At 57.5% G+C, this 16,952-nt stretch carries 19 protein-coding genes; 1 reads left to right on the forward strand and 18 read right to left on the reverse strand.

Translation table 11 applies throughout. The features are described from left to right. Positions 1-116: 116 nt before the first annotated feature. The 12 genes from HUO12_RS04370 to rplO form a co-directional block, all read right to left on the reverse strand. Positions 117-725, reverse strand: coding sequence for a hypothetical protein (locus tag HUO12_RS04370; protein WP_176272441.1), 609 nt, complete (start codon positions 723-725; stop codon positions 117-119). Between the two features lie 111 nt (positions 726-836). Next, positions 837-3,011 carry a prolyl oligopeptidase family serine peptidase gene (locus HUO12_RS04375; protein ID WP_176272442.1) on the reverse strand — a complete coding sequence of 725 codons (2,175 nt, stop codon included), beginning with the start codon at positions 3,009-3,011 and terminating at the stop codon, positions 837-839. A 16-nt stretch (positions 3,012-3,027) separates the two neighbouring features. Beyond that, a complete protein-coding gene (locus HUO12_RS04380; protein ID WP_176272443.1) occupies positions 3,028-4,401 on the reverse strand; it encodes a serine hydrolase domain-containing protein in 1,374 nt (457 codons plus the stop codon). Between the two features lie 85 nt (positions 4,402-4,486). Beyond that, positions 4,487-4,909, reverse strand: coding sequence for a 50S ribosomal protein L17 (rplQ, locus tag HUO12_RS04385; protein WP_176272444.1), 423 nt, complete (start codon positions 4,907-4,909; stop codon positions 4,487-4,489). 81 nt (positions 4,910-4,990) lie between these two features. After that, entirely contained in the window at positions 4,991-6,046 is a 1,056-nt protein-coding gene (locus tag HUO12_RS04390; RefSeq protein ID WP_176272445.1) for a DNA-directed RNA polymerase subunit alpha, read from the reverse strand. A 108-nt stretch (positions 6,047-6,154) separates the two neighbouring features. After that, positions 6,155-6,544, reverse strand: a complete 390-nt coding sequence (gene rpsK / locus HUO12_RS04395) for a 30S ribosomal protein S11 (RefSeq protein WP_176272446.1) — start codon at positions 6,542-6,544, stop codon at positions 6,155-6,157. Between the two features lie 68 nt (positions 6,545-6,612). Then, entirely contained in the window at positions 6,613-6,981 is a 369-nt protein-coding gene (gene rpsM / locus HUO12_RS04400; RefSeq protein ID WP_176272447.1) for a 30S ribosomal protein S13, read from the reverse strand. Positions 6,982-7,357: 376 nt separating this feature from the next. Further along, on the reverse strand, positions 7,358-8,731 hold the full coding sequence (gdhA, locus tag HUO12_RS04405) for an NADP-specific glutamate dehydrogenase (protein ID WP_176272448.1): 1,374 nt from the start codon (positions 8,729-8,731) through the stop codon (positions 7,358-7,360). Between the two features lie 138 nt (positions 8,732-8,869). Continuing rightward, the gene (locus HUO12_RS04410; protein ID WP_176272449.1) at positions 8,870-9,574 is read right to left on the reverse strand and encodes an SRPBCC family protein; all 705 of its coding nucleotides are present in this window, start codon (positions 9,572-9,574) and stop codon (positions 8,870-8,872) included. A 60-nt stretch (positions 9,575-9,634) separates the two neighbouring features. After that, entirely contained in the window at positions 9,635-10,279 is a 645-nt protein-coding gene (locus tag HUO12_RS04415; RefSeq protein ID WP_176272450.1) for an adenylate kinase, read from the reverse strand. Between the two features lie 32 nt (positions 10,280-10,311). Beyond that, positions 10,312-11,676, reverse strand: coding sequence for a preprotein translocase subunit SecY (gene secY / locus HUO12_RS04420; RefSeq protein ID WP_176272451.1), 1,365 nt, complete (start codon positions 11,674-11,676; stop codon positions 10,312-10,314). Positions 11,677-11,857: 181 nt separating this feature from the next. Next, complete coding sequence (gene rplO, locus HUO12_RS04425; protein ID WP_176272452.1) at positions 11,858-12,352, reverse strand: 50S ribosomal protein L15; 495 nt, start codon at positions 12,350-12,352, stop codon at positions 11,858-11,860. A 357-nt stretch (positions 12,353-12,709) separates the two neighbouring features. Between rplO and HUO12_RS04430 the strand changes: the two genes are divergently transcribed. Further along, the gene (locus HUO12_RS04430) at positions 12,710-14,206 is read left to right on the forward strand and encodes a hypothetical protein (protein WP_176272453.1); all 1,497 of its coding nucleotides are present in this window, start codon (positions 12,710-12,712) and stop codon (positions 14,204-14,206) included. 76 nt (positions 14,207-14,282) lie between these two features. Here HUO12_RS04430 and rpmD read toward each other — a convergent pair whose 3' ends face one another. Genes rpmD through rpsN form a run of 6 tightly spaced genes read right to left on the reverse strand, consistent with a single transcriptional unit; the run spans position 14,283 to position 16,922 of the window. Next, positions 14,283-14,468, reverse strand: coding sequence for a 50S ribosomal protein L30 (gene rpmD, locus HUO12_RS04435; RefSeq protein ID WP_176272454.1), 186 nt, complete (start codon positions 14,466-14,468; stop codon positions 14,283-14,285). Positions 14,469-14,473: 5 nt separating this feature from the next. After that, positions 14,474-15,331: a 30S ribosomal protein S5 gene (rpsE, locus tag HUO12_RS14425; protein ID WP_217905169.1), complete on the reverse strand. Its 858-nt coding sequence runs from the start codon at positions 15,329-15,331 to the stop codon at positions 14,474-14,476. Beyond that, positions 15,331-15,675, reverse strand: coding sequence for a 50S ribosomal protein L18 (gene rplR / locus HUO12_RS04445; RefSeq protein ID WP_176272455.1), 345 nt, complete (start codon positions 15,673-15,675; stop codon positions 15,331-15,333). Before rplR ends, rpsE begins: the two co-directional genes overlap by 1 nt. A gap of 1 nt (position 15,676) precedes the next feature. After that, positions 15,677-16,210 (reverse strand): 50S ribosomal protein L6, encoded by a 534-nt coding sequence (rplF, locus tag HUO12_RS04450; RefSeq protein WP_176272456.1) that lies wholly within the window; start codon positions 16,208-16,210, stop codon positions 15,677-15,679. Continuing rightward, entirely contained in the window at positions 16,210-16,605 is a 396-nt protein-coding gene (gene rpsH / locus HUO12_RS04455) for a 30S ribosomal protein S8 (protein WP_176272457.1), read from the reverse strand. The genes rplF and rpsH overlap by 1 nt, the downstream gene beginning before the upstream one ends. 11 nt (positions 16,606-16,616) lie before the next feature. Further along, positions 16,617-16,922 carry a 30S ribosomal protein S14 gene (rpsN, locus tag HUO12_RS04460; protein WP_176272458.1) on the reverse strand — a complete coding sequence of 102 codons (306 nt, stop codon included), beginning with the start codon at positions 16,920-16,922 and terminating at the stop codon, positions 16,617-16,619. Positions 16,923-16,952: the final 30 nt, after the last annotated feature.

Genomic DNA, 16,952 nt, shown 5'->3' on the forward strand with positions numbered 1-16,952 from the left:
TCGGAGGACGTCCACCACGCGTCCAGAATGCCAATATAGTTAGGCGGCTCAGGCTGACTAGTGCCTGAACCGCCCATGGTGGCCCTAAATGTAGGGGTTAGTTGGAAATGTGGTGCTTACCGCAGTCCGCGAATGCCGCGATAGTCGACATCGGTCACACGCCCCCGCTCGATGTAGCAAGTGAACTTGCCGGCATCCCGGTCATAGCCCCGATCATAGCGACCATGACGGTCGTAGCGATCATAGCGGTTGTAGCGCGTGTTATAGCGGCCCCAACCACGATTGCCGTCGACAACCAGGCGGCCTTTGACGCGCCAGCCATAGGACCTGCGATCAACATCGCGGATCTCCGTCACATCTGCGAAGCGGTAGCCAGACCGGCGCGCGTCACGCTCTGCAGCCCGGATACATTTTTCGACTGCACGACGCGGATTGCCGCGACGATAATTGTGTCCGCGGTAATAGCCCCGGTCGCGATAATCACGATCACGATCACGATAGCGATAGTCGTCATAACGAAAGCGATCGCGCTTGTTCTTGCTCGCAGCGCTTGCAATGGCTGCGATGCCGCCGATGATCACAGCGCCTGCAATGATGTCACCTGCATCGATCTTGTCGCGGTCGCCGTGACGTGCTTGTGCGGGCGTCGCGCCAGCAAGGGCCATTGCGCCCACTGCGGCTGTTGCGATCCCACCTTTCGCAAAGAGTTTGCCTGTCATGCTCATAGAGGGTCTCCTCAATTGAGCCGTGGCGGGAGTGCCTCGGCTTCGAGAATGCTTCTATGAGAGACGGACTGAGGCGTGACTGAACTTGCCTTACAGCCGATGTTCATAAAACTATCGCTTTTTATGAATATTCCCAGAATCTATCGATAAACCAGTATGATAGGCGAGGAAAGAAAGGACATCTGCGCTCTCCTCAACCCGCATTTCTGTGGGTTTACCGCGTCCATGCCCCGCCCCATTTTCTACGCGAATCAGCTTGGGATTAACACCGGTGGAGTCATTTTGAAGGCGGGCGGCATATTTGAAACTGTGCGCCGGAACGACACGGTCATCGGTGTCAGCGGTCGTGATCAGGACGGCAGGATAGTCCGTTTGCTGCGCGACGTTGTGATAGGGCGAGTAGCTGCGAAGGAGCCGGAAATCGGCTTCCTTGGATGGCGAACCATAATCGTCGACCCAGAACCGCCCGGCGGTCCAGCGATCGAACCGCAGCATATCCATGACGCCAACCGCTGCATGCGCCGCGTCAAATAGGTCAGGCCGCTGATTGACCACTGCTGCCACCATCAACCCGCCATTGGAGCGCCCTTCAATCGCAAGGCCGTCAGCGGTGGTGTACCCTTCTGCCTTCAGGAATTCGCCAGCAGCAATGAAGTCATCAAAGCTGTTCTGCTTGTTCGGCCCCCGGCCCGCTTCATGCCAGGCTTTGCCGAGCTCGCCGCCTCCGCGCACATTGGCGAGCGCAAACACGCCGCCCGCTTCCAGCCACGCCATGCGCTTGGACGAGAAGCCAGGTGTCAGAGACACGTCAAACCCGCCATATCCATAAAGCAGTGTCGGGGCCGGCTTGCCGCTCTCTGCAAGCTCGCGCGAGCGCACGATGAAAATCGGAACACGCGTTCCATCCTTCGACGTGAAGAAGCGCTGTTCGACCAAGTAATCATCAGGCACAAAAGTCAGGTCAGGCTCTGCGAAGGGTTCGGTCTCGCCTGTTGCCAGATCAAGGCGGTACACGGTGTCAGGCCGGTTAAAGCTCGCAAAAGAGTAAAACGTTTCCGGATCGCCCGGCTTACCGCCAAAACCGCTCGCCGTACCGTGCTGGGCGAGTGCAAACCCGGTTAGCGGACGCCCAGCAAGATCGTAGAGCTCTGCTTTAGTCGCTGCCTCCACGATCGTCTCTACAAGTAGGTGATTGCCGACAATGGATGCGCCGGAAATTGTTTGCTCTCCCTCGCCCAAAACTTGCCGCCATTTGGAGCGGCGTCGCGACGGATCGAAAGCAAGGATCTGTCCGCGTGTCGCATTGTAATCGGTCAGGAAATAGAGCCAGCCATTGACGGAGGCTAGGAATTCCCACTCGTGCTCCTGCGATGTGATCATCGGCCTAGACTGCCACTGCCGAAATCCGCTTCGCTTCGCGTTTCGAAGTTTGATGAGCCGCACCGAATGACGGGCATCTGTCCCTGTCTGGCTGGTTATGATTGCCCAACGCCCATCGCTTGTCACTCTAGCTTCGTGCCTGCGTTCAGGCACCTTGGGGCTGGCGAACACCAGACTGTCCCGGCTTTGACTTGTGCCTACGCGATGGAAGTACACCGCATGGTCGAAATTGGGCGCGAGATAGCCAGCATCCTCGTCTGGTTCAGGAAAGCGCGAGTAGAAGAAACCGTGATTGCCGACCCATGCAATCCGTGAAAACTTGACCCAGCGCACAGCGCTGTCGAGCAACATCCCGCTCGCTACATCGATCACACGGATCGTGCGCCAGTCACTCCCCGCAACCTGCTGAGAGAAAGCGAGAAGCGATCCATCTGGCGAGGGTTCCCATGTGCTAAGTGCGATTGTGCCGTCTTCGCTCCACTGATTGGGATCAAGCAACAGGCGCGACGGTCGCGACAGGCCATCGCGCACAAACAGTTGGGGCTGGTTTTGCAAGCCCACATTGCGCGTGTAGAAATAGCGCTCACCCGCGCGCCTCGGGATACCGAAGCGTTCATAATCCATCAGACCGCCAAGTCGCTCTCGAAACCATGCACGCTGCGGGATCTGCTCGAGATAGCTTCGCGTGACAGCGTTTTGCGCTTCGACCCACTCAGCGACATCCTCCGATTGCCGAATGTCCGCTTCTAGCCAGCGATAAGGATCGCTTATTGCTTCGCCGAATATAGTCTCTGAAACTGGCTCAGCACGCGATTCTGGATATTCAGGCGGGGCAATCCGCTCGGCGACAGCAGGGACTGCGCTGAGAGCAGAGAGAGCGGCTGCAAGGGCAATCACGAGCCTCATAGCAACCAATGTGGGACTATTCCTCTAGCGCTGCAAGCACGTCACGAGTGAAAGCAGCGATGTCAAAGCGCGTGCCAACCTTGTTCTCGCCGCGCCTTACGATCACAACCTCGCGGCTAGGCACCACGACGATATACTGCCCGCGATTGCCGAATGCAGCAATGGTGTCAGGCGGCACCCCATCACTCTTGTTCATCAGCCACCAGCCAGCGCCATAGCCGAACGGACTATCCGGTTGCGGACCCGAGGGTGTTGAGACATATTCGAGCCAGCCTTCCGGCAAGACACGCTCGCCGCTCGGGAGCACGCCATCATCGAGCATTAGCTGGCCAAGCCGCGCAAGGTCGCGCGACGTTGACCAAACCTGTGACGAAAGGATGTAGTCGCCTTGCCAATCGGTCTCGGCCACAGTGTTGTGCATGCCGACCTTTGCGAAAAACTCCGCCGGTGGATGCTCGGCAAAGGTGTGCTTGATGGCCTGCGTTGCTGCCAGCGTATCATAATTGGCATAGCGGTAAACCGTCCCGGGCGTTTGAATGAGCGGCCAATGCGTCATGCTCTCCGCCACTGTTGCGCCGCCAAAGTAAAGCGCGTCGGTACGATTGCCACGAGTGGCAGAATAGCGCCCGGAAGCCATCCGCAAGGCTTGGTCTATCGTGATCGCGCGGCGCGGATCGCTTTCATCTGCACCCAGCCCCGCAGACGCGTTGACATCCGCCTCACCGCGATAGACCGCCGCGCCCACCAGCACTGCTGCAATGCTCTTCGCCACTGACCAGGTTCGTTGCGGTGTCTTTGCAAAGAATCCGTCGCCGAACTGCTCGCCAGCATGCTTCCCCTTGTAAAGAACGGTCACGACCGTGGTGCGCCCCTCGCCATATTTGCCCGTGAACGCAGCCCCCACATCGACACGCTTATCCGCCAGATTGAGCATCATAGGATCGACTTCGCGGCTAAACGTGATGTCGACTGGGGGCGTCGGTGCTTCTCGCTTTTCAGGAAGACTGAAGCCGATGGGCTGGATTGCGCAGCCGCGTTCTGGTGTATGAAGCGCAATCCGGGCTGCCGATTCCCCGTAGACCACTGACACCGATTCTACCGCACCCGAAGTCGCAGATCGCTCGATCGAATAGGGCAGTTCCGAGACAATCTCATCGAGCGGTGCCTGAATACCGCTTAGTTCCCATTGAAGCACGCTCTCTGGCGTTCGTATTGTGCCGTTGCGTTCCGCATTGGCAATCGCGCTGCACAAGAACAATGCTTTGTACCCGGCGGCGAGCGCCCGATCGTATTGCGCTTGAAGTTGCTCCTGCTCGGTTGGAGGAGATACCGACGGCGTAGGGGTTTGGGCAGCGAGTAATGTGGCTAAGCTGAGCGTGGCAATGTTCATCAGCGCACTCTGCCATCACCTGCACAAAAGAAAAGGGCTGGAAGGTTTCCCTCCCAACCCCTTCAAATTCAGTTTCGAAAAGCCTTTACGCTTCTTCGTCCGCATACTCGTCAGCCATCACTGGGCCAGAGTCCTGTCCCTTGGCGTCGGTGTCGCGATCAACGAATTCGATGATGGCGAGCTGTGCGCTGTCGCTTTCGCGGTAGCCAGCCTTGATGATGCGGGTGTAGCCGCCTTCACGATCCGAATAGCGCTCTGCAAGAACGTCAAACAGCTTCTTCAGCTGTGTTTCGTCTTCGAGACGAGCCATCGCCAGACGACGGTTCGATAGGCCGCCACGCTTTGCAAGCGTGACCAGCTTTTCAACGTAAGGACGCAGTTCTTTCGCCTTCGGCAAAGTCGTGCTGATCTGCTCGTGCTTGATCAGCGCGGCTGCCATGTTGCGGAAGAGAGCCTTGCGGTGGCCCGATTTGCGCGAAAGCTTACGCTGTGAAATTCCGTGACGCATTGTATTTTCCTTCGTTTGTAAGGGGCCCGTATCAGGTAGCCCGGTACTGGCGGCGCTTGAGGTGCGCCGCCGGAACCTGTTTTAACCCAGCAGCTCTTGTTCGAGCTTCTTGGCCATCTCCTCGATATTCTCAGGCGGCCAGCCCGGGATGTCCATGCCGAGGCGCAGACCCATGCTGGAGAGAACTTCCTTGATCTCGTTGAGCGACTTGCGACCGAAATTCGGCGTACGCAGCATCTCGGCTTCGGTCTTCTGAACCAGATCGCCAATGTAGATGATGTTGTCGTTCTTCAAGCAGTTTGCCGAACGCACCGACAGTTCCAGCTCGTCGACCTTCTTAAGAAGATAACGGTTCAATTGGTTCGCATCGTCTTCTTGCGGTGTAGCGGCCTGGCCGATCATTGCCGACTGTGGCTGCGGAATACCGTCTTCGAAGTGTACGAATAGCGTTAGCTGGTCCTGCAGAATGCGAGCAGCATAAGCCACAGCATCTTCAGGAGTGACTGTGCCGTCGGTTTCAACCGTTAGGCTGAGCTTGTCGAAGTCGAGCTCCTGACCAACGCGGGCCTTCTCTACCTTGTAGCTCACCTGACGAACAGGCGAATACAGGCTGTCGACCGGGATCAGGCCAATCGGCGCATCAGCCGGACGGTTCTGGACAGCAGGCGCATAGCCGCTACCCGTGTCAGCGGTCAGCTCCATGTTGAGCGTCGCGTCTTCGTCCAGGTGACAGATCACCAGATCCTTGTTCATCACTTCGATATCGCCGGAAACAGCGATGTCGCCAGCCTTGACTTCACCAGGGCCGGTTGCGGAAAGCTGCAAGCGCTTAGGGCCTTCGCCTTCCATCTTCAGCGCGATTTGCTTCACGTTGAGGACGATATCAGTGACATCCTCGCGCATGCCTGCGAGCGAGGAGAATTCATGCAGTACGTTCTCGATCTTGATCGAGGTAATGGCAGCGCCCTGCAGCGAGCTCAGCAATACGCGGCGCAGCGCATTACCCAGCGTGAGACCGAAGCCACGCTCAAGCGGTTCAGCTACGAAAGTCGCTTTACGCGTCTTGTCGCCGCTTTCCTTGATTTCGAGCGTGTTGGGTTTCTTCAGTTCCTGCCAGTTCTTGTTGTTGACGGACATCGATATCCCCTAGGGCTTAAAAAACGGACGGGACCGGCGGCGCTTGATGGCGCATCCGGTCCGAGAAAATTGCAGTGACTGACTTGTCAGCCACCAGGCAGGTTCGGATCAGACGCGGCGACGCTTGGACGGCCGAACCCCGTTGTGCGGGATCGGTGTCACGTCGCGGATCGAAGTGATCGTAAAGCCGACGGCCTGCAAGGCGCGCAATGCGCTCTCACGGCCTGAGCCTGGACCCTTGACTTCAACTTCCAGCGTGCGCACGCCGTGTTCAGCGGCTTTCTTACCCGCATCGTCAGCTGCGACCTGAGCGGCATAAGGGGTCGACTTGCGGCTACCCTTAAAGCCCATCATGCCTGCGCTCGACCAGCTGATCGCATTGCCTTGCGCATCAGTGATCGTGATCATTGTGTTGTTAAAACTGGCGTTCACGTGTGCAACACCACTGGTGATGTTCTTTTTATCACGCCGCCTTACTTTGGCCGGTTCGCGTGCCATGGTTCGTATTCCTCTTCGTCTCTATTCAAGAAGGCAAAAGCTGGATCCGGGGAAACCCGGAAAGCGGCTTACTTCTTCTTGCCGGCGATCGGCTTAGCCTTACCCTTACGGGTGCGAGCATTGGTGTGCGTGCGCTGACCGCGCACCGGAAGCTGGTTACGATGACGCAGGCCGCGATAGGAACGAAGGTCCATCAGGCGCTTGATGTTCATCGCGGTATTCCGGCGAAGGTCACCTTCAACCGTGTAGTCAGCGTCAATCGTTTCACGAATACGCAGGACTTCCTCATCGGTGAGGTCCTGCACGCGTGCAGTGTGATCAATGCCCAGCTTGTCAGCAATTTGCACGGCGGTCGTGCGACCAATTCCGTGAATATAGGTAAGCGCGATAATAACACGCTTGTTTGTGGGGATGTTTACCCCGGCAATACGAGCCACTTACTTCTCCATGCTCCACAGGGGACTTATGCCTTTGGTCCGAATGACCAGGGGCTGCACCCTATCTCAACGCTACAATTCTCGAACGATCTCAGGGATTGCGCGAAAAAGGAGAATATCCTTGAACGGCAAAAAAGCCCGGATGGTGCACATCATTGGCTGGCACCTGCCGGACTCACTTGAAACCTGTCGAATAGTGGGCGCGTTAGGGCGATTCGCGAGGCACGTCAACCTCCGATACACGATACAGCAACCACGCCAGCCCATATGGGCAGCGCGTGTTGGAATTCAAGCATCCTACACGGCTCAAAACCGTTGTCAAAATGCCGGTTATCCGGCTTGTGAAAAACAATGGCTAAAGCTCCGTTACAGACGCTCAGACCACCCCGAAGGCCAGCATTGCATCTGCCACTTTCTTGAAACCGCCAACATTTGCGCCTTTGACATAGTCAACCTTGCAGTCCCCGTCCTCGCACGCAGGGCCAGATCCTTCACCATGCTCCGCGCAGGTTTCGTGGATACCTTTCATAATATCGCATAGCTCTTCCTGCAGCCGGTCTTCCGACCAAGTCCGGCGCCCCGCATTCTGGCTCATTTCGAGGCCCGACACTGCAACACCGCCGGCATTGGCCGCCTTGCCAGGACCAAACAGCACGCCATTGCTTCGTAGCGCGTGCGAGGCGTCAGCAGTACTTGGCATGTTCGCGCCTTCGCACACGGCGATGACATCGTTGTCGATGAGGCTCTTTGCGGCGTCTTCATCGAGCTCGTTCTGAGTAGCGCACGGTAGAGCTATGTCGCAATCTACGCTCCAGGGCTTGTCGCCCTCATGCCACTCGCTACCGCTGAACTCGTCGGCATAATCGGCAAGCGAACCGCCTGACGACTTCTGCTCTCGCACCCATGCCACTTTCTCTGTATCAATCCCGTCGGGGTCGTGAATGAAGCCCTTGGAGTCAGACAGCGTAAGGACCTTGCCACCGAGTTCCGCGAATTTCTCGGCAGCATGTGTAGCAACATTACCCGCACCAGAGATCACAGCAGTCATGCCTTCTATGTCCTGATCGCTTTCGCGCAGCATTTCGCGCAAGAAATAGACCACACCATAACCTGTGCTTTCTGTGCGCACCGGCGAGCCACCATATTCCAGACCCTTGCCAGTCAGCACTCCATGCCACTCATTGCGGATACGCTTGTACTGGCCAAACAGAAATCCGATTTCGCGCGGACCCACGCCAATATCGCCAGCTGGCACATCCACATCTGGCCCAATATGGCGATAGAGTTCCGTCATGAAGCTTTGGCAAAAGCGCATGATCTCGCGGTCGGACTTACCCTTAGGGTTGAAGTTAGAGCCGCCCTTCCCCCCGCCGAGTGGTAGTCCAGTGAGCGCATTCTTGAATGTCTGCTCGAAGGCTAAGAATTTCAGGACGCTTTCATTGACGCTCTCATGGAAGCGGAGCCCGCCTTTGTAAGGGCCAATTGCGTTGTTGTTCTGCACCCGCCACCCGCGTTCGACGCGAACATTGCCATCGTCATCCTGCCAGCAGACGCGAAAAGATACGATCCGGTCAGGCTCGGCGATCCGGCGCAAGATTTCTGCTTCCTGATATTCTGGCTTGTCTGCGACAAAGTCGAAGACGTTCTCTGCGACTTCCTCAACAGCTTGGACAAATTCGTCCTGATGCGGATTGCGCTTACGCACGCCTTCCATGAAGGTTTTCAGATCGGATTGATTGGCGTCGGTCACGTTTTTGAGGCTCCTGTAGAGCGCGTATTGATCCCCGCCAGCAATGTTTGGGGGCGCGCGCAATAACTGTGCCCATGGCAACGCATGGGAGCCTCGTTTTGTGCCGAATCTCTAGCGAGTTAGAGCCTGAACGACGGCTCAGCCATCGGACATGTCTTCGAAAGCGTCTGCGACGCTAGTCGCCGAGCCTTCATCGAGCGCATCTTGAGGCGCACCTTCAACAGCTGGTGGATCCAGCGGATCTGTAGCGGGTTCGGCCTCTTTGTCTTCAGGCTGAGGCGTAGGCTCCACGGGACCAAGCAACGCCGCAAGGCCCGCCAATTGCTGGCTCATCACCCCATCTACGGCTTTGGCAATTACCGGCATTTCATACCGCATGCGGCCTGCGACCGCATATTCCCACACGATGCGTGTCCCGCCCGTCTCGGTCTCCGACAACGCGACGGTCAGCACGCCTTGAGCAGGCTCGCTCTGCAATGGACCCAGACCTCCGCTCATCCGCAGCGCTTTTTCAGGAAACGCATGGATTACCCGCATATGCTCGACGCTTCCTTCGAGCGTGATCTTGGTCGGATCGGGATCTTCGGGGATTTTCTCACAGAAACAGCCGCCCGCTTGCGGGGTCAGCCGCATGTTCGCTGCATCACCAGACCATGTGTGGCCGGAGTTCCAGTATTTCGCAGGACTAATGAGCGCGAGCCACGTCGCCTTGGTATCAGCCGACACTTCGGCGACGTCGCGGGTGATGAAGCCGTCTTCATCCTGCTCAATGACTTCAGCTGAAAGCGGCGCAGCATTCAAAGCCAGCGCTGAACCGGCCAATGCAAAAACTGGATACTTCATGGGTCTTCACCCTCCCCTTTACAGGGGCGACCCTATGCAATGCCTGTTGAAACGCAAGCCTTAGGCAAGCAGCGCGTCGATGGATGCCGTCACTTCGTCAATCGAAGCCATCCCATCGACCCGGTGAACGATCCCGCGTGTTTCGTAACCGGGCAGGATAGGCGCAGTTTTAGCGCGATATTCCTGCATGCGGGTGCGCACAGTCTCTTCATTGTCATCAGGGCGGCGCTTGAACTCGGTCGAGCCGCACGCATCGCACACGCCCTCTTCAGAAGTCGGGTTGGCCGTGTCGTGATAGAGAGCGCCGCAATTCGCGCAGGAGAACCGTCCGGTTATCCGTTTTACCAGAGCATCTTCATCGACGCCCAGCTCGATCACATAGTCGAGACTGCGCCCGTGCTTTGCGAGGAGCTCATCGAGGATATCGGCCTGAACAGCCGTACGAGGGTAGCCATCAAAGATGGCGCCTGTCTCAGCGCCGAGTGCTGCAAGTTCAGCATCAATCAACTCAGAGACGATCTCGTCCGAAACAAGCTCGCCTGCATCCATCACAGCCTTTGCCTTAAGGCCGACCGGGGTGCCAGCCTTGACTGCAGCGCGCAGCATGTCGCCGGTCGAGAGCTGCGTCATGCGGTGGTTTTCCACCAGCCTTGCACTTTGTGTTCCCTTGCCCGCACCCGGAGGGCCAAGAAGAATGATGTTCATTACTCGATCGTCCCCCGAACGGCTTGCAATGCTTAGCGCTTGCGACCTTTGAGCTTTGCTTTCTTGATCAGGTCACCATATTGGTGCGCCAGCAAGTGTGACTGAATCTGGCTGATCGTATCAACAGTAACGTTGACCACAATCAACAGACTCGTACCGCCCAGGAAGAGCGGAATGCCTGTTTGCGCGATCATGTATTCCGGCACAACACAGACAAAAGTCAGATAGAGCGCGCCGACCACAGTGATGCGCGTTAGAACGTAATCGAGATACTCCTGCGTCCGCTTGCCTGGACGGATGCCCGGAATGAACCCCCCACCCTTTTTGAGCTCTTCCGCTTTCTCTTCCGGATTGAAGACAACCGCGGTGTAGAAGAAAGTGAAGAAGATAATGCCAAGGCCATAAAGCGCCATGTAAAGCGGCTGACCATGCTGCAGATACTGGTTCAGCACCTGCACGATTGAGCCAGACGTGCTGGTCGTATCGATGGAGTCGCCCGCGAACTGACTGATAGTTAGCGGCATCAGCAGCAGCGAGCTTGCGAAGATCGGCGGAATCACACCCGCTGTGTTCAGCTTTAGCGGCAAGTGGCTGCGATCAGCCTGCATCATCCCGCGCTGCGTTGCGCGTTTGGGATATTGCACCAGCAAACGGCGCTGCGCGCGCTCGAAGAACGAAATGAGGAAGACGAGGAAGATCACCATCACGACAAAGCCGATGATGATGCCCGGCGCGATCGAACCTGTGCGTCCACCTTCAAACAGGTTGGATACAAAGGTCGGGAACTGCGCTACGATGCCCGCCATAATGATGAGCGACACGCCATTACCGATACCGCGCGATGTGATCTGCTCGCCCAACCACAGCAGGAACATTGTCCCGCCTACGAGGCTGATGACCGCGCCAACGCGGAACATATAGCCCGGGTCAACCACGGCCTGAATGCCCGTCGAGCTTGCAAAGCTCTCAAGCCCTGCAGCGAGGAACCAGCCCTGAATCGTGCACAGGAATACAGTCCCGTAACGCGTGTACTGGTTCAGCTTCTGACGACCGCTAGCGCCCTCTTTCTTGAGTGCAGAAAGCGTCGGATGCAGCGCTGCTGCCATCTGAACGACGATCGATGCAGTAATGTACGGCATAACGCCGAGCGCAATCAGGCTCATCCGTTCCAGCGAACCGCCGGTGAACATGTTGAACATGTCAATCACGCCTCCCGAGGTCCGCTCAGCAAGCTCTTGCAGCGCCAGGGGGTTGATCCCGGGCAGCGGGACAAAGCTCAGGAAACGGAAAACGATCAGCGCACCGATCGTGAACCAGATACGCTGGCGAAGCTCAGTCGCTTTCGAAAAATTTGCGAAGTTGAGATTGCTCGCAATGCTGTCGGCGCGTGATGCCATGACGTCTTATCGATCCTGTTTTCGCCTCCCGGTCCAGCTACATTCAGCCTGAAATCGGGAGCGATACTCTAACCTGTTTGATCCCATTGTCAGACGGGAAACGCGCCCCGTCTTCAATCCAAGACCAGTAGATAGGGAGCAGGAAGCTCTTTGTCGAACCCCTGCCCCCTACAAATTCAGATTAGTCGGCCTTTTCAGCAGCTTTTTCGGCCTTTGCAGGCGCGGTTACTTCCACGCTGCCACCGGCTTTCTCAACCGCTTCGATAGCGCCCTTGGACGCGCCAGCTACGACGAACTTGACCTTGGCTTTGATCTCGCCCTTGCCGAGCAGACGAACGCCGTCCTTGCCGCCGCGAACGAGGCCCGCTGCGCGCAAGGCGTCTTCCGTCACGTCTTTCTTGCCGTCGAGCTTCTTCGCATCAATGAACTTCTGGACCATGCCGATGTTCACTTCTGCAAAATCCTTGCCGAACGGGTTGTTGAAGCCGCGCTTCGGCAGGCGCATGTGAAGCGGCATCTGACCGCCTTCAAAGCCCTTGATCGCTACACCGGAACGGCTCTTCTGACCTTTTTGGCCGCGGCCGCCGGTCTTGCCCTTCCCTGAGCCAATACCGCGTCCGACGCGGATTCGGCCCTTACGGGCGCCTGGGTTATCGCGGATGTCGTTCAGTTTCATAATCTTGCACTCGCTTTCGCTTTTATTCGCACTCGTAATCAAAGAGGCTGATAGAGCCTCAGAACTCGTAATAGCCCCACAAACCGCAAACGCCATAAAACGCGAGCGATACGCACAGCAGATACATCAATAATGTCGAGGAAAGGCGTTTGAGAGCACTCGCTTTCGCTTTTCGTCGCGCTGATGTGAGCGGCCCACTAGCCGACAGACAAGCCTCTGTCGACCCCCTACTTGCCTTCTTGGCGCGCAATCCGACCCGCTAATTATACTTCACGGTAAATTTACCACGCTCCCCTAAGGAAATCCCGGGTTCTGGCGTGTCTCCGGCGCGCCTTTTCGGAGGCACTATCGAGCGTAATGGCAAGTCACGCCAAAGCAATTGCAGCGCAGCGCGCCTGGCAGCCTGAAGTTGCGGGCTGGAGCGCATCACTGGAGCGGCCATTGACGCAGGCGCTGATCCTGCTTCTCGCGGCATGGTTGCTTCGCGCAGCAACCTTCGGGCACCCCAATTTCTTTCTCGACGAAGCCTTCTATTTCGCAGCGGGAATCGAGATGAGTCAGGGCGCAATTCCGTTCGTCGATATCTGGGATCGCAAGCCCTGGGGCCATTTCGCACTGTTTGCAGGGCTAGCCGCCATCTCGCATGATCCGATTGTCTATCAGATCGCGGCGACAGCCTTTGCCGCAGCTACCGCGTTCTTCATCGCCCGTCTTGCCGCACCAATCGCAGGTGGATGGGCGGCAATGGCAAGCGGTCTCGCCTACCTCTTCTACCTCCCGATATTCAGCGGTGCAGGCGGCCAGAGCCCCGTCTTCTACAACGCATTCATTGCCGCGAGCGCGTTGCTCGTCTGGAAAGGCCGCGAAGGCGGCGGTTGGCAGACACCCTTCGCGATGCTGTTTGCCGGTATTGCAATCACGATCAAGACCAGCGCTGTCTTTGACGGGATCGCCTTGGGTCTCGTCGCTCTCTGGTTTTGCTGGCAGCGCCATAGCTCCAAAACCCGGGTTCTAGAGCGCGCCATATTCTGGGCGATTATCGGTGCGGCGCCATCACTCATCATCGCCTCAGGCTATTGGATGAGCGGACACTGGACGGAGTTCTGGCAAGCCATGGCGCTTTCCAATCTCGACAAGAGCTATGGCATGGCTTCGTCCTGGGAGCGTGCGCTGACCATGGCGACACGGATCGCTCCATTGGCGCTTCTCGCGGTGGCAAGCTGGCAAGTCTGGCGCGAGCGGCAGGAGACCGCGCTGCTTCTGGCATGGGTCGCTGCGGCGATTGTCGGTCTTATCGCCATTCCCAACTTCTACGCGCATTACGCTCTGCCGCTGCTGATGCCGCTCTGCGTGCTTGCCGCGCCGTTCTTTGCGCGCCTGCCTGTTGGACCAGTCGCAATCGGAACGCTTGGAGTGATGTCGCTGTGGATGGCACCAGCAAACAGCTTCGAGCAAGCAAGAGCGGCCAAGAGCGCTTTGAGTGAGCTGGCCTATGCCGTTGATACGCATGGCGGTGAACATGGCGTTCTCAATTACGACGGCCCGATGATGCTACATGCAGCGACTGGCACGCGCCCGCTGACACCGCTGATGTTTGGGCCACATTTGAGCCATGAGCCCGAAGCCAATGTCAGCCATCTCGATACAAGTGCTGAAGTTGCGCGAGTTCTTGCCCTCAAGCCAGGTATTGTTGTGATGGCGCCGGAAGAGCGGCATTTGCCGTCGAACAAGGAAACCCGTTCCATGGTGCTCGACTATATCGCCGCAAACTGCCGTGAAGTCGCCCGCGTCAGCATGCCAATGCGTTATCGCGCCGACGACATTGCAGTCTATGGCGACTGCGCTAGACCATAAAAAAAGCCCCGGCGTTTCCACCGGGGCTCTCAGCTTCCAGCAAGCCGTCGCTCGCAGAAATTTGTATGTGTCGAACTTAGTCGACGACCGTCACGAGATGCGGGATCTTTGCGATCGCGCCGCGAACTTCAGGAGTGTCCTGACGCTCGACAACCTTGTGCATCTTGTTGAGACCCAGACCGATAAGGATCTTGCGCTGGCTCTCAGGACGGCGGATCGGCGAACCGATCTGCTTGATCTTGATGGTGTTTGCTTTCGCCATCTAACTTACTCCACCACAGCTGCAGCGTCGGCTTCCGCCTCGACTGCGCTTGCGCCGCCGCGACCCAGAAGGTCAGCGATCTTCTTGCCGCGACGCTGAGCAACTGACTTCGGCGAAGTCTGGTTAGCGAGCGCGTCAAAAGTAGCGCGGATCATGTTGTACGGGTTGGACGTGCCGACCGATTTGGTCACAACGTCTGCAACGCCGAGGCTTTCGAAGACAGCACGCATCGGACCACCAGCAATAATACCAGTACCCGGAGGCGCTGTACGGACAGTCACCTTGCCTGCACCGAAACGGCCTTTGCCGTCATGGTGAAGCGTGCGGCCTTCCTTCAAAGGCACACGGATCATCTTTTTGCGAGCAGCAGCTGTTGCCTTGGAAATCGCTTCAGGCACTTCGCGTGCCTTGCCGTGACCAAAGCCAACGCGGCCCGAGCCGTCACCGACCACAACCAGAGCTGCAAAACCGAAGCGCTTACCGCCCTTCACTGTCTTGCTGACGCGGTTGATGTGGACGAGCTTCTCAATGATGCCGTCATCTTCTTCTTCGCGGCGGTTGTCACGGCCACGACCGCGACCACGACCACGGCCACCGTCACGGTTGCCACCACGACCACGTCCACGACCCTTCTGCTCTTCAGCAGCAGGCGCTTCTGTTGTCGGAGTTTCAGTCGGCTGAGCGGTAGGTTCTGCCGAAGAGTTCTGGTTGTCGGCAGCTTCCGAAGGCGTTTCTGCAACTGCTGGCGTTTCCGCTTCAGCAGCAGCTTCTTTCGCTTCGGGCGTTTCCGTTACTTCCGGAGTTGCGGCTTCAGTTTCCGCTGCGTTTTCCGCTTCTGGGGTTTTCTTGTCGTCAGCCATCATCAGAACTCCAGCCCGCCTTCGCGAGCGGCATCGGCCAGCGCCTTGACGCGGCCATGGAACAGGAACCCGCCGCGATCGAACACGACAGTGGTTACGCCAGCCTTCTTGGCAGCAGCAGCGATGTCCTTGCCAACCTTGGCAGCGGCATCAACGTTTGCGCCGGAAGCCTTCGCGCCTAATGTCGATGCAGCGGCAACAGTCTTGCCTTGCACATCGTCAATGATCTGCGCGTAGATGTGACGGCCTGTGCGGTGCACAGACAAACGCGGTTTGTCACCAGCACGGCTGCGTAGCGCAGTGCGCACGCGGCGGCGGCGGCGTTCGAAGAGGGAAAGTTTCGCCATCTTACTTCTTCTTCCCTTCCTTGCGGAAGACATATTCGCCCTGATACTTGATGCCCTTGCCCTTATACGGCTCAGGCTTGCGCCAGCGGCGGATCTCAGCAGCGAGCTGGCCAACGGCCTGCTTGTCGATACCGGAAACAACCACAGTCGTCGCATCAGGAGTCGCAACGTCGATGCCTTCAGGCACAGCGATGTTCACATCGTGGCTGAAGCCGAGCTGCAGGTTCAATGTACGGCCCTGAGCTTTCGCACGATAACCAACGCCAGAGATTTCCAGCGTCTTGGAAAAGCCTTCGGTTACGCCTTCAACCAAGTTTGAAACGAGCGTGCGCTGCATGCCCCAGTAAGAGCGCGCCTGCTTCGTGTCGTTAGCCGGGTTGACCTGGATCTCTTCACCTTCGACCTTGTAGTCGATAAGGTCGCTGAGACCCATGGAGAGCGTGCCTTTCGGGCCCTTCACGGTCAGCGTGCCATTGTCGATCGTCGCGGTAACACCGCTCGGGATCGCAACAGCCTTCTTACCAATACGGCTCATCAGAACACCTCCGCCAGCACTTCGCCGCCGACGTTTTCTGTGCGTGCCTCATTGTCTGAAAGCACACCCTTCGGCGTCGAGACGATGGTGATGCCAAGACCATTGCGCACAGTCGGCAGTTCCTTCGAACCCGAATAGACGCGGCGGCCAGGCTTGGAGACGCGAGCGACATATTTGATCGCTGGTTCGCCTTCGAAATACTTCAGTTCAATCCGCAGCTGCGGGTGCTTGCCTGAAGCGTCGTCAGAATAGCCACGGATGTAGCCTTCACGCTGAAGCACTTCGAGTACGTTCGCACGCAGCTTGGAAGCTGGCGAAAGAACAGAGTCCTTCTTCGCCTGCTGGCCGTTGCGGATGCGGGTGAGCATATCACCCAATGGATCGGTCATAGCCATAATTCAGATCCTCACCAGCTCGACTTCGTCAGACCAGGGATCATCCCCCGGTTGCCGAGTTGACGCAGTTCGATACGGTTGATGCCGAACTTGCGGTAGTAGCCGCGTGGGCGGCCGGTGGTGGCGCAACGGTTGCGGACCCGGGTCGGGTTCGCATTGCGCGGGAGTTCAGCCATCTTGAGGCGAGCCATAAGGCGCTCGGTCTCGTCGAGTGACTTGTCATTCGCGATCGCCTTCAGCTTCTCGTACTTAGCAGCGTACTGCTTTACGAGCTTCTTGCGACGCTCATTCTTATTGATGGAACTCAGTTTCGCCATGGACTTAAGCTCTCTTCCTTACCTGTTCAT

Source organism: Altererythrobacter lutimaris (genome assembly GCF_013371495.1).
In the GTDB taxonomy this organism is placed as follows: domain Bacteria; phylum Pseudomonadota; class Alphaproteobacteria; order Sphingomonadales; family Sphingomonadaceae; genus Erythrobacter; species Erythrobacter lutimaris_A.

Bases quoted from the DNA above. Each gene is read 5' to 3' on its own strand.
- HUO12_RS04415 (WP_176272450.1), bottom strand. From the start codon at position 10,279: ATGAACATCATTCTTCTTGGCCCTCCGGGTGCGGGCAAGGGAACACAA.
- rpsE (WP_217905169.1), bottom strand. From the start codon at position 15,331: ATGATGGCTGACGACAAGAAAACCCCAGAAGCGGAAAACGCAGCGGAA.
- HUO12_RS04375 (WP_176272442.1), bottom strand. From the start codon at position 3,011: ATGAGGCTCGTGATTGCCCTTGCAGCCGCTCTCTCTGCTCTCAGCGCA.
- HUO12_RS04430 (WP_176272453.1), top strand. From the start codon at position 12,710: ATGGCAAGTCACGCCAAAGCAATTGCAGCGCAGCGCGCCTGGCAGCCT.
- HUO12_RS04390 (WP_176272445.1), bottom strand. From the start codon at position 6,046: ATGTCCGTCAACAACAAGAACTGGCAGGAACTGAAGAAACCCAACACG.
- secY (WP_176272451.1), bottom strand. From the start codon at position 11,676: ATGGCATCACGCGCCGACAGCATTGCGAGCAATCTCAACTTCGCAAAT.
- rplQ (WP_176272444.1), bottom strand. From the start codon at position 4,909: ATGCGTCACGGAATTTCACAGCGTAAGCTTTCGCGCAAATCGGGCCAC.
- rplR (WP_176272455.1), bottom strand. From the start codon at position 15,675: ATGGCGAAACTTTCCCTCTTCGAACGCCGCCGCCGCCGCGTGCGCACT.
- rplF (WP_176272456.1), bottom strand. From the start codon at position 16,210: ATGAGCCGTATTGGTAAGAAGGCTGTTGCGATCCCGAGCGGTGTTACC.
- rpsH (WP_176272457.1), bottom strand. From the start codon at position 16,605: ATGGCTATGACCGATCCATTGGGTGATATGCTCACCCGCATCCGCAAC.
- rpsN (WP_176272458.1), bottom strand. From the start codon at position 16,922: ATGGCGAAACTGAGTTCCATCAATAAGAATGAGCGTCGCAAGAAGCTC.
- HUO12_RS04410 (WP_176272449.1), bottom strand. From the start codon at position 9,574: ATGAAGTATCCAGTTTTTGCATTGGCCGGTTCAGCGCTGGCTTTGAAT.
- HUO12_RS04380 (WP_176272443.1), bottom strand. From the start codon at position 4,401: ATGAACATTGCCACGCTCAGCTTAGCCACATTACTCGCTGCCCAAACC.
- rpsK (WP_176272446.1), bottom strand. From the start codon at position 6,544: ATGGCACGCGAACCGGCCAAAGTAAGGCGGCGTGATAAAAAGAACATC.
- rpmD (WP_176272454.1), bottom strand. From the start codon at position 14,468: ATGGCGAAAGCAAACACCATCAAGATCAAGCAGATCGGTTCGCCGATC.
- HUO12_RS04370 (WP_176272441.1), bottom strand. From the start codon at position 725: ATGAGCATGACAGGCAAACTCTTTGCGAAAGGTGGGATCGCAACAGCC.
- rplO (WP_176272452.1), bottom strand. From the start codon at position 12,352: ATGAAACTGAACGACATCCGCGATAACCCAGGCGCCCGTAAGGGCCGA.